Source organism: Pseudonocardia sp. (assembly GCF_050246655.1).
Lineage (GTDB): Bacteria > Actinomycetota > Actinomycetes > Mycobacteriales > Pseudonocardiaceae > Pseudonocardia.
The window spans coordinates 35,740-47,181 of record NZ_JBFWVQ010000044.1 but is presented as its reverse complement, the minus strand read 5'-3'; the positions used below and the strand labels follow the sequence as shown (position 1 = coordinate 47,181).

Annotated in this window: 8 protein-coding genes; 5 read left to right on the top strand and 3 right to left on the bottom strand. The window is 77.9% G+C overall.

Annotated elements, in window-relative coordinates; genetic code table 11:
* Window positions 1-766: 766 nt before the first annotated feature.
* From AB7J25_RS16005 to AB7J25_RS15995, 3 genes are all read right to left on the bottom strand, one after another.
* On the bottom strand, window positions 767-2,296 hold the full coding sequence (locus AB7J25_RS16005; protein WP_428509737.1) for an AAA family ATPase: 1,530 nt from the start codon (window positions 2,294-2,296) through the stop codon (window positions 767-769).
* The gene (locus tag AB7J25_RS16000) at window positions 2,293-3,129 is read right to left on the bottom strand and encodes a universal stress protein (RefSeq protein WP_428509735.1); all 837 of its coding nucleotides are present in this window, start codon (window positions 3,127-3,129) and stop codon (window positions 2,293-2,295) included. Before AB7J25_RS16000 ends, AB7J25_RS16005 begins: the two co-directional genes overlap by 4 nt.
* A 108-nt stretch (window positions 3,130-3,237) precedes the next feature.
* A complete protein-coding gene (locus tag AB7J25_RS15995; RefSeq protein ID WP_428509733.1) occupies window positions 3,238-4,269 on the bottom strand; it encodes an Acg family FMN-binding oxidoreductase in 1,032 nt (343 codons plus the stop codon).
* A 166-nt stretch (window positions 4,270-4,435) separates the two neighbouring features.
* On the opposite strand from AB7J25_RS15995, the gene AB7J25_RS15990 reads away from it, so the two are divergent.
* The 5 genes from AB7J25_RS15990 (at window position 4,436) to AB7J25_RS15970 (ending at window position 11,419) form a co-directional block, all read left to right on the top strand.
* On the top strand, window positions 4,436-5,434 hold the full coding sequence (locus AB7J25_RS15990) for a zinc-dependent alcohol dehydrogenase family protein (protein ID WP_428509731.1): 999 nt from the start codon (window positions 4,436-4,438) through the stop codon (window positions 5,432-5,434).
* A 75-nt stretch (window positions 5,435-5,509) separates the two neighbouring features.
* Window positions 5,510-7,012, top strand: a complete 1,503-nt coding sequence (locus AB7J25_RS15985) for a wax ester/triacylglycerol synthase domain-containing protein (protein ID WP_428509729.1) — start codon at window positions 5,510-5,512, stop codon at window positions 7,010-7,012.
* A 399-nt stretch (window positions 7,013-7,411) separates the two neighbouring features.
* Complete coding sequence (locus AB7J25_RS15980; protein WP_428509727.1) at window positions 7,412-7,855, top strand: pyridoxamine 5'-phosphate oxidase family protein; 444 nt, start codon at window positions 7,412-7,414, stop codon at window positions 7,853-7,855.
* Window positions 7,852-10,527, top strand: coding sequence for a GNAT family N-acetyltransferase (locus tag AB7J25_RS15975; RefSeq protein WP_428509725.1), 2,676 nt, complete (start codon window positions 7,852-7,854; stop codon window positions 10,525-10,527). Before AB7J25_RS15980 ends, AB7J25_RS15975 begins: the two co-directional genes overlap by 4 nt.
* 22 nt (window positions 10,528-10,549) lie before the next feature.
* Complete coding sequence (locus tag AB7J25_RS15970; RefSeq protein ID WP_428509723.1) at window positions 10,550-11,419, top strand: universal stress protein; 870 nt, start codon at window positions 10,550-10,552, stop codon at window positions 11,417-11,419.
* Window positions 11,420-11,442: the final 23 nt, after the last annotated feature.

Genomic DNA, 11,442 nt, shown 5'->3' with positions numbered 1-11,442 from the left:
GCCGCGCCGGGGGGCTCGCGCACTCGCGGTGGTGCTCGCACGTATCCGGTGGTGCACGCACAAATCGCAGACGATGTGTGCCACGGCCCGGGGGTGTGTGCGGCCGCTCGAACACGTGTGCCAGCGCCCGGGGTGTGCCACCGCTCGAGCATGTGTGCGACCGCGTGCAAGGGTCCGGCCCGCCGCGCGCGGATGTCGGGTGCCGCGCCGGGGGGCTCGCGCACCCCGGTGGTGCTCGCACGTATCCGGTGGTGCTCGCACACGCCGCAGACGATGTGTGCCACGGCCTGGGGGTGTGTGCGGCCGCTCGAACATGTGTGCCACCGCGCGGGGGTCTGTGCGCCGCCCGCGCGCGGGTGTCGGGTGCCGCACCGGGGGCTCGCGTACACCAGGTGGTGCCGGCACACATCCCGCGGTGCTCGCACATATCCGGTGGTGCTCGCACACGCCGCAGACGATGTGTGCCACGGCCCGGGGGTGTGTGCGGCCGCTCGAACGTATGTGCCACCGCGCGCGGCCTGTCCCACCGCGCGCGACTCTGTCCCACCGCTCGCGGGTCTGTGCCACCGCTCGAACATGTGTGCCACCGCGAGCAGACCAGCGCGCCGACAGCCGGGCCGGAGGCGGCCACCCGACCGATCCCGCGGGAGGCCCGTCGGATCGCCGCGGCCCGCGCGACGCGGCTCAGCCCGCGGATCGAGGTGGCTCAGCCCGCGCGATGCGGCTCAGCCCGCGGATCGAGGTGGCTCGGCCCGCGCGACGCGGCTCAGCCCGCGGCCCGCGCGACCGCGACGGCGGCCCGGCCCGCGCGGTGCCACGCCGACCCCGCCTGCTCCAGCGACCGCTCGACGGGCAGCTCCGTGTCGACCGGGATCGCCTCCGGCCACGGGTCCTCCGCCGCGGCCATCGCCGCGGCGATCTCCGGGGTGGCCTCGGACGGCGTCGAGCCCGCGACGCGGTCCACGATGCGCGCGGCGGCGACCGCGGGCGCGGCGGTGCAGCGCAGCGCCACCAGGTCCGCGACGTGTTCTTCGGCGAGTCTCGCCGCGGCGTCACGCTCCGCGGCGTCGGTCCACGAGGCGTCGAGGACGACCGACTCGCCCCGGGCGAGCAGCAGCCCCGCCCGTTCGCGCAGCGCCTCGTACGTGCGGTGGACACGCTCCGGGGTGTAGCGCCCCCGCCGGAACCCCGTCGCGGGAGCCGGACCGTCCGCCGCGGTCGGGTCGCCGGGTACCTGCGCGCGCAGCGCGTCGGTCGACAGCAGCGTCGCGCCGAACCGGTCGGCGAGCCCGCCCGCGATCGTCGACTTCCCGGTCCCCGGCAGCCCGCCCACCAGCACCAGCCGCACCGCGCCCTCGCGCAGGTGGCGCAGCGCCACGAGCGCCAGCAGCCGGGCCTGCTCCGCGGCATGCGGATCGCCCTGGTCGTGGCGCAGGCAGGCGACCTTCAGCCGCACGACGGCCCGGTAGGCGACGTAGTGGTGCACCAGCGACGAGGGCGCCGGGTCCGCGGAGAACCCCGCGTAGGCGTCCAGCAGCAGGGTCGCGAGATCGGCGCGGCCCAGCCGTTCGAGGTCCATGGCGAGGAAGGCGACGTCGTCGAGCACGTCGACGTGGCGCAGCCGGTCGTCGAACTCCAGGCAGTCGAGTACCCGGGGGCCGTCGTCGAGGCAGTAGATGTCGTCGGCGAGCAGGTCGCCGTGCCCGTCGACGACGTGCCCGTCCGCCACGCGGCGGGCGAAGAGCGGCCCCCGCGCCGCGAGGAAGCGCATCACGAGCCGGGCGAGCTCGTCCAGCGTCCCCGTGTCGAGCAGGCGGTCGCGGAACGGCTCCAGCTCGGCCAGGTTGTCCGACCACCGCCGCATGAGTGCGGGCGCGTCGCCGTCGGCGGAGATCGCCGCACTGCGCCGCGCACCCGCGTGGAAGACGGCGACGCGCCGCGCGAGGCGGCGCAGCGCCGGTCCCACCGGGGCGCCGTCCCGGACCATCGTGGACAGCCGGCGCGCCGCGGGCATGCGCCGCATGACCAGCAGCGGCTCACCCGCCTCCGCGGGGGCGGGCATACCGGGCTCGTGCAGCGGCCCGATCTCGGAGACCCCGAGGTAGACGTCCGGGGCGAGCCTTCGGTTGAGCTCCAGCTCGCGGGCCAGCGCGTCGCGGCGCCGCTGCGGGGTCGAGAAGTCGCAGAACGCGGTGCGGACGGGTTTCTTGAGCTTGTAGGCGCGGTCGCCGTAGAGCAGGACCAGGCCGATGTGGGTCTCCAGGACCGCGGCCTGCTCCGCGAGGGACTGTGTCACCGGGCTGCCTGTGCGGCCGGCTCGGGGCGCACGATCTGGACGGGTACGGGCGACAGCCGCAGCACCTCCTGGCTGGTCGAGCCGAACAGCAGCCGGGCCGTCGTGCTGTGCCGGTGCGTCCCGACCACGACGAGACGCGCCGTGCGCGCCGCCTCCAGCACGGCGTCGCGTGGGTTGTGCTCCCCCACGCGGTACTCAACGGGCACGCCGGGATGCGTGTCGCGCCACGGGCCGAGCGCGGCGGCGAGCTCGTCGCGGCCGGTGTCCCCGGCGTGCACGACCACGAGCCCCGACCCGTGGCGTCCGGCGTCCTCGAAGGCCGCCGTGAGCGCGGCGGCGTCGTCACCGGTGGTGTGGACGCCGACGACCACGGGTGCGCCCGGCCGGTGCTGCGCCGTCCCGCGGACCACCACGACCGGGCACGGGACGTCGGAGCTGACGGCGGGCGTGATCGACCCCAGCACTGGCGCCACCGGCGACTCGGTCGGGATCAGGCCGAGGACGAGCAGGCTCGCGTCGCGGGCCGCGGCGGTGAGCGCGTCCCGTGGCGGGAGCGTCGACAGCAGGGTGCGGGACGCGGCGCCGGGGACCTGGCGCCGCACGACCGTGCGGGCGCGGTCCACGATCCCCCTCGCGTGCCGTCGCCCCGCGCCGTCGGCGGGATCGGTCGCGTACGGGGCGGCGTGCAGGATCCGCACGGGCACGCCGCGCACGGCGGCCTCCCCGGCCGCCCACACCGCGGCGTGCAGCGCGGTGTCGGTGCCGTCCACGCCGACCACCACCGCACCCGGTTCGACCACGGCCGCGGTGTCCGGTTCCAGCCACTCGGTCACGATGCCTCCTCGCCGACGCCTCTGCGCATCAGCCTGCCCCTTCCCGCGGGGGCGTGCTACGGGGCCAAGGTCCTGGCGGCGCGGGGCGGGAGGGCCCCGCGCGCACCGTCAGCCGCGCCCGGAGAGCAGCACGGACCGCAGCGGCCGTCGCGGCGTCGGCGGCAGGGGCTCGGAGCCGGGCGCCGGCCGCCCGACCCGCAGGACGACCTGCGGGTTCTCGGGCACCCCGAGAACGTCGAACCGCACCGCGCGGCGGCTCTGCGCGGTCTCCAGGCCCTGGCTGAGCGGGGTCGTGGCCATCCCGGCGGCGGTCGCGGCGAGCAGGATCGCGCTGGCGGCCTCACCTGCGCGGAGGCTGTCGAGGGGGGTGTCGCCCGCCGTCAGGACCACCAGCGCCACCGATCCGTCGTTCGTCGTGCCCGCTCCCGGCGGCTCCGGCACGGGGCGCAGGCGGCCGTGGCCGAAGTCGCGCAACGGGGCGGCGGCCGGGCTCACCGGCGGGTGCCGGGGCACGGATTCGGGGACGACCCCGTCGTGGCTCCCGGGGTGGCGGTGGGTCCAGTGGCGCAGCTCGGCCGCGTAGCCCGGGACGTCGCGCTGCCGCCGCGCGGACTCGACGAGCACCGCCGCGAGCCGCTCCAACGCCGCGCCCGTGAGCACCAGGACGACGACCCCGGAATCGCGGCCGCGGGCGGCGAGCGCCTCCAGCTCGTCGGCGGTGGGGGACGCCTCGGCGAACCGGCGCCGGTCCGTGTGGCGGCGCAGCAGCGCCGGGTAGAGCGCGCCCAGCCCGGTGTCCGGCCGACCGTCGGTGACGCGGACCGTCGCGAGGTGTGCGGGGTTCTCGGGGTCGGGCAGGCGGGTGACGTCGACGGCCAGGCCGCGGGCCGCCAGCGCCACCGTGAGGTGGTGCAGGGCCGCTCCGCAGCTCACGAGCAGGTCGCGCCGGTCGGGGTCGGTGGCCGTCAGGTGGCGGGTCCAGTCCGCGTGCAGCTCGACGGTGCCGCCCCGCAGCCGCCACCGCCACGGTTGGGTGTTGTGCACCGACGGTGCCCGCAGCGCGTCCTCCACCGACTCCGCCACCATGGCACGCACCGATGCGCCGGTGCCGCCCGTGCCGCCAGGTCCCGGGGCCGTCATGGCCGCCTCCCTCGGTCGCGGGCGGGGGAGCGCCCCCGCCCTCCAACCCACGGTGGACCCGGGCTCCGGTCGGCGGAAGAGGCGTCGGTCCCGCGGCCTGCGGGCCCTGTGCCCGGTGACCTTCGGCCCTGCCCGGCCGCGGCCCGCCCGGGCGACACTGCGGGCCGTGCGCGCATGGCGGATCGAGACACCGGCCCCGATCGGGGAGCACCCGCTCCGACCGGTGCAGCTGCCCGATCCCGAGCCGGGCGCGGGAGAGGTCAGGGTCCGGGTGACGGCCTGCGGCGTGTGCCGCACGGACCTGCACCTGGCCGAAGGGGACCTCGTGCCGCGGCAGCGGGGGACGGTCCCGGGCCACGAGGTCGTGGGGATCGTCGACGCCGCCGGGCCGGGTGCCGCGCGCTTCGCGGTGGGCGACCGGATCGGGATCGCCTGGCTGCGCGGCACCTGCGGGCGTTGCCGCTGGTGTCGAACCGGCCGGGAGAACCTGTGCCCCGACGCCGCGTTCACCGGCTGGGACGCCGACGGCGGCTACGCCGAGCACGCCGTCGTGCCCGAGACGTTCGCCTACCGCCTCCCGGACACGCTGCCCGACGCGCAGGCCGCGCCGCTGCTGTGCGCCGGGATCGTCGGGTACCGGGCGCTGCGCCGCGCCGAGCTCCCGCCCGGCGGGCGGCTGGGGATCTACGGCTTCGGGGCGTCCGCGCACGTCGTCGCGCAGGTGGCGATCGCGCAGGGCGCCACGGTGCACGTCCTGACCCGATCGGCGGAAGCCCGCGCGCTGGCCCTCGAGCTCGGCGCGGCGTCTGTGGGGGCCGCCGACGCGGCACCACCGGAGCCGCTCGACGCCGCGGTGCTGTTCGCGCCGGTCGGCACGCTCGTCCCGGTCGCGATGCGCGCCCTGGACCAGGGCGGGACGCTCGCCGTCGCCGGCATCCACCTCACCGACATCCCACCGATGGTCTACGCCGACGAGCTGTTCCGGGAGAAACAGCTGCGCAGCGTCACCGCCAACACCCGGGCCGACGGCGAGGAGTTCCTGCGTCTGGCCGCGACCCTGCGCCTGCGCCCGCACGTGGACGTGCGGCCGCTGGACAGGGCGGACCGGGCGCTCGCCGATCTCGCCGCGGACCGCATCACCGGCGCGGCGGTGCTCGTCCCCTGAACCGGGGCCGTTCGCCGGTGGTCGCCGGGCCGTGCGGCCGCGGCGGCGCCGCGCCGGGACGGGCACCGTGAGGGTGTGGGAGCCGCGCGCGTGCACCGGTTGCGGCCGGCCGATCTCGCGAACCTGTGGGCCGAGGGACCGGGCTCGCCGTCGCAGATCGCGCTCGTCGCCGAGTTCGCCGCCGGCCCCCTGACGACTCCCGGCGGCCGCCCGGACCTGCCCCGCATCCGCGCGGAGCTGGCGCGGCGGGCCGCGGCGGTCCCCGCGTTGACACGGCGTGTGCGGTGGACCCGGCCCGGCGAGGGGCTGCCGGTCTGGGTCGCCGACCCGGCGCCCGACCCGGCCGGGCGGATCGGCACCGCGTCCCTGCCGGAAGGCGCCGATCTGGTGGGCTGGTGCGCGGACCGCGTCGTCGTCCCGCTGGATCGGGACGGGCCGCTGTGGCGCGCGGAGATCGTGGACGGCCTGCCGGGCGACCGGTTCGGCCTGCTGGTCGTGCTGCACCACGTCCTCGCCGACGGGCTCGCCGGGGTGGCGCTCGCCGCCCGGCTGCTGGACGGCGCGCCCGGCGAGGACGGGGGCGGGGTCGCGAAGCCGGACGCGCCGGCAGGCGGCAGGCGGCCGGCCACTGCCGCGGGCGGTGCGGGAGGGCCCGCGGTGGAGGGTGGCACCGGCGGGGTCGCGGAGCCAGCGGTGGAGGGTGGCACCGGCGGGGTCGCGGAGCCCGCGGTGGCGGACAGCACCGAGCCCACCCGCCGCGCACTGGTCGCCGATGCCTGGCGCACGAGGCTGCACTCCGCGCGCGCCGCGCTTGCCCGCCTCCCGCAGCTGCCTGCCGGTCTGCGGCGGGCGGTCCGCAGCCTCGCGGGGACGGCCGGCGAGCTGCGCCACCCCGCCCCGCGGACCTCGCTGCCGCGGCATCTGGGACCCCACCGCCGCCTCGCGGCCGTCCGGGTGCCGCTCAGCGAGGTGCGCGCCGCCGGGCACGCTGCGGGCGCCACGGTGAACGACATCGTGCTCTCCGCCGTCGCGGCCGGGCTGCGGGCGCACTTCACGGCCCGCGGCGAGCGGGTCGACGGCCTGACCCTGCCCGTGTCGATGCCGGTCGCCCGGGGCGGCGGCCGCCCCGGCGGGATGGTCCTGGTGGGCCTGCCGGTCGGGGAGCCGGACCCGCGGCGACGGCTGGCCGCGATCGTCACGGCGACGTCCGCGGCGAAGCGGCGCCTGCGCGACGGCGACGGCGACCTGTTCGACGTCCTCCGCCTGCCCGTACCGGTGGCGCGCGCGGCCGTGCGGTGGCTGCGCGGCCGCGCAGCGCGCTATGTGACGCTGGTCGTGACCGACGTGCCAGGCCCGCCGCAACCGCTGTGGCTGGCCGGGGCGCGGATGCTGGACGCCGTCGGGGTCGCGCCGCTGTCGGCCGACATCGCGCTGGGCGTCGCCGTCCTGTCCTACGCGGGCACGCTGGCGGTCACGGTGAACGCGGACGCCGCGATCGGCAGCCTGGACGCGTTCGTCGGGGGGATCGCGGCCGAGCTGGGCCATCTCGGGGGTCCGGGCGCCGCGCCGCACCGGTGAACTCGGGCGCTCGGTCCGCCTCCGCCGGGGCGTCGCGCCGACCAGCAGCCGGGCAGGACGGGACGTTGGTCCCTGCCCGCGGCGCCCGGCCGCGTGCATCCTCGTGGTGACGGACGGTAGGTGACCGACCTCCACTCGTCGCTGGGGAGCGGACGGGTGGTTCCCAGCCGGGCCGGTGCTCTCGGGGGAGCGCCGGCCCGGCGCCACGTCGTGGGCAGTAGCGCGCGGCGTCGCGGTGGTCGGCCCCGCGGCGCGCCGCCGTCCACGTCCCGGGTGTTCCCACGTCGCTGCGGCACGCGCGCCGCTTCGCCGGCCGGGCGGCCGCATCGTCCGCACGTCCCGGGCGGTGCGGGCCGAACGCCCCTGTCCGCGATCCGGCGGCCGGTGTGTCCTGGGGCGGTGGAACACGCGATCGACGCGTCGCCCGCGGGCGTCCGGGCCCTGGAACCGATCCCGCGTAGCCGATGCCTGGAGCTGCTCGTGACCGTGCCGATCGGGCGGGTCGTCTTCACCGAGGACGCCCTGCCCGCGGTGCACCCGGTGAACTTCGCGCTGGCCGGGGAGGACGTGATCGTCCGTACCGCTGCGGGGCACAAGCTGACCGCGGCCCGCCGCGGTGATCTCCTGGCCTTCCAGGCCGACCACATCGATCCCGAGACCCGCACGGGCTGGAGCGTGCTCGTCATCGGTCGGGCCTCGGAGGTGACCGACGTCGACGAGCTCGTCGCCGCGATCGACCTGTCCCGGCGGCCGTGGGCGCCGGGCCGTGGCGGGCACGTCATCCGCATCGCCGGCGAACGGATCACCGGCCGCCGCCTGGTGCTCGGCGGATCGCCCGCGTGACTGCGCAGGGCGGCCTGGTGGTGCCCGCGAGCCGCCGCGCCCTGCTCGTGGACGGCTCGTCCGTGCTCGTCCGGCCGCTGGGACCGTGGGACCGACCCGCGATCGAGCGCCTGCATCGGGAGCTTCCGCCGCACGACCGCCGCCAGCGCTTCGGCGCCGCCGACCGTCGGGCCCCGGACCGGGTCGCCGACACGGCCGTCGGGCCGGGAAGCATCGCCGTCGGGGCCTTCCGCGGGGAGCGGCTTGTGGGCGTCGCGTACGCCCGGCGGGGTTTCGCGAGCCCCGATCCGGAGATCGCGGTCGCCGTCGCGCACCGCGAGCAAGCCCGCGGGATCGCCTCGCTGCTGCTGGAACACCTGGTGTCGGCGGCGCGCACCGCTGGCGCCCGCCGGCTCACCGCCGAGGTGCTCGCCGACAACCACGACATGCTGCGCGTCGTCGCCGACGCGGGCCTGCCCGTCACCCGGCGTGCCGAGGGCGACGTGCTCCACCTCGTCCTCGACCTGCCCACCGTCGGCGGGCCCGACGGGGCGGGCGAACGCTATCTCGACGCGATGTTCGACCGGGAGGAGCGAGCCGCCGCCGCGAGCCTGCGGCCCGCCCTCGCGCCGCGTTCGGTGGCCGTGATCGGCGCGGGCAGGCGGCCGGGCTCGGTCGGGCGGGCGCTCCTGCGGCGGATCGTGGAGTCGGACTTCCACGGTCCGGTGTACGTCGTGCACCCGCATGCCGCGGCCGTGGCCGGCCTGCCCACCTGCCGATCGGTCGCGGACCTGCCAGCCGACGTCGACCTTGCGGTGCTCGCCGTCCCCGGCCCGTTCGTGCCCGGGCTCGTGCGCGAGTGCGGGGAGCGCGGCGTCCGGGCGGTCCTGGTCGTGAGCGCGGGCGTGGACGGCTCGCCGGGCGGGAAGCTGGCGGCGGTCGTCGAGGAGTTCGGCCTGCGCCTGGTCGGCCCGAACTGCCTGGGGCTGGTCGACACCGATCCCGCGGTGTCGCTGCAGGCGAGCTTCGGCCCCGAGGTCGTGGCCGGGTCGGTGGGGCTCGCCGTGCAGTCCGGCGGCGTGGCGATCGCCCTGGCCGCTGAGCTGGGACGGCTCGGGCTCGGCGTCTCGACGCTCGTGTCGACGGGGGAGGCTGCCGACGTCAACGGCGACGACCTGCTCCTGTGGTGGGCCCGGGACGGGCGCACCCGCGCGGCCGTGCTGTACGTCGAGTCGCTGCGCAGGCCGCGGCGGTTCGCCCGCCTCGCGCGGCGGCTGTCGCGGCGCATCCCGGTCCTGACGGTGCGCTCAGGGAGCTCGGCGGCGGGCGCGCGGGCGGCGGTCTCGCACAGCGCGGGCGCGGTGACGCCCCGCGTCGTGCGCGATGCCCTGTTCGCCCAGGCCGGCGTGACCGCCGTGGACGAGCTGGGGGAGCTTCCGGGCCTGCTCGCCCTGCTGTGTGACCAGCCCCTCCCGGCGGGACGGCGGGCGGCCGTGCTCGGCAACGCGGGCGGGCTCGGCGTGCTCGCGGCGGACGCGTGCGCGCGGAGCGGCCTGACGGTCGGCGAGCTGGCGTCCGCGACCCGCGACGCGCTCGCCCGGGTGCTGCCGGCCGGCGCGGCCACGGCCAACCCGGTCGACACGACCGCCACGGTCGAGCCCGGCGCGTTCGCCGCGGCGCTGCAGGTGCTGCTCGCCGACGACGAGGTCGACGCGGTCGTCGTGGTGGGCGTGGCCACCGCGCTCGCCGACCCGTTGGCGGAGATCGTGCGGGGGGACACGAAGCCGGTCGTCGTGGTTCGTCCCGGGCAGCCCGAGCGGGTGGACCGGATGTCCGACGCCGCGGGCCACCCGGTCGCGGTGTTCGCCGAGGCGGGCGCCGCCGCCCGCGCGATCGCGGCCGCAGCGGGCCGGGCGCGCTGGCTGCGGCGACCCGCCGATCCGGCGCCGGTGCCGTCCGGCGTCGATCGGGAGGCCGCGCTGGCGATCGTCACCCGGGCGCTCGCCGAGCTCCCGGCCGGTGGCTGGCTCGCCCCGCAGGACGGGGCGGCGCTGCTCGGTGCCGCGGGCGTCCCGGTCGTCGCGACCGAGGTGGTCACCACGGTGGAGGAGGCGGTGCGCCGCCGCCGCGAGCACGGGGTCCCGCTCGCGCTCAAGGCCGACGTGGCCGACGTGCTGCACAAGAGCCGCGCCGGTGCCGTGCGCACCGGGGTGGACGGCACAGCCCGGATCGAGCAGGTGTTCGCCGAGTACCGGGACCGTTTCGGGAGCGCGCTGCGCGGGGTCGTCGTGCAGCCGATGGCGGCGCCGGGCACCGAGCTGCTGCTCGGGGCGACCGCGGACCCGCTGTGCGGGCCCCTGCTCACCTACGGCCTCGGCGGGACGGGCACGGACGTCCTCGACGACCGCGCGCACTGCCTCGTGCCCGCGACCGAACAGGACCTCGACGATCTCGTCGACGGCCTGCGGGCCGCGCCCCGGCTGTACGCGGGGGAGCACGGCGCGCGCGTCCGGGCCGCGGCACGCGACGCAGCGGCGCGCCTGGCCTGGCTCGCCGCGGTTCTGCCGGAGGTCGCGGAGGCGGAGGTGAACCCGTTGGTGGTCGGCGCGGGGGATCCGGTCGCCGTCGACGTGCGGGTGCGGGTGGCACCCGCCCCGTTCGACGACCCCTACCTGCGACACCTGCCGGCCTGACCATCCTTCGGAGGAGGAACCGATGACGGGGAACGAGTGGGACGGCGGTACGGATGGTGTCGTCGTCGGGGCCGATGCGTCGGACTCGGCGCGGATCGCGGCGGAGTGGGCGATCGATCTCGCCGCGGCCTGGCAGGTGCCGCTGCGGCTGGTGCACGTCGTGCGGGCGGAGCTGCCGCAGCGGCCCCGCTGGCTCGAGGAGGTGGCGGCCGCGGCCGACCGCGAGGCCGTGCGCTGCCTCGTGGACGTCGTCCCGGGCGACACAGCGGGCGTCCTCCTGGAACGTTCGGCCGGTGCGCGGTTGCTGGTGCTCGGCAGCTACGGCAGCGGCGCGCACACCGGCCTGCTGACGGGCTCGCTGGGCCTCGCGCTGCTGGAGTGGGCGCGCTGCCCGGTCGCGACGGTGCGCGGAACGGCGCCCGGCGTGCCGCCTGCGCGCAGCGGGCCCGTGATCGTCGGCGTCGACGGCGGTGCCACCGGACGCGCCGCGCTCGCCTTCGGCGCGGACCTCGCCACGGCGGCAGGCGCGCCCCTGCACCTGCTGCACGCGTGGACGGAGCTGGACCTGCAGGGCCGCGGCGCGGTCGAGGAGGAGGCGGCCACGGTCCTCGCCGAGGCGGCGGGCTGGATCGAGGCGCTGCGCCCCGGCGTGGCGACCGAGCGCGAGCTCGTCTCCGACACGTCCCTGCGTGCGCTGATGGACCGAGCGCCCTCGGCGCGGGCGCTCGTCGTCGGACACCGGCGCGGCACCCCGCACTCGGAGCTGGAGCTCGGCTCGACCGCGCGGGGCCTCGTGGCGTTCGCCCCGTGCCCCGTCGCCGTCCTCGGCCCCCGCTGCCTGGAGGACTCGTCCGACCCGGCCCGTCCGGCGGACTCGGTGCCGACCCGCTGAGAGCGGACGCGATCGTCGTCCGG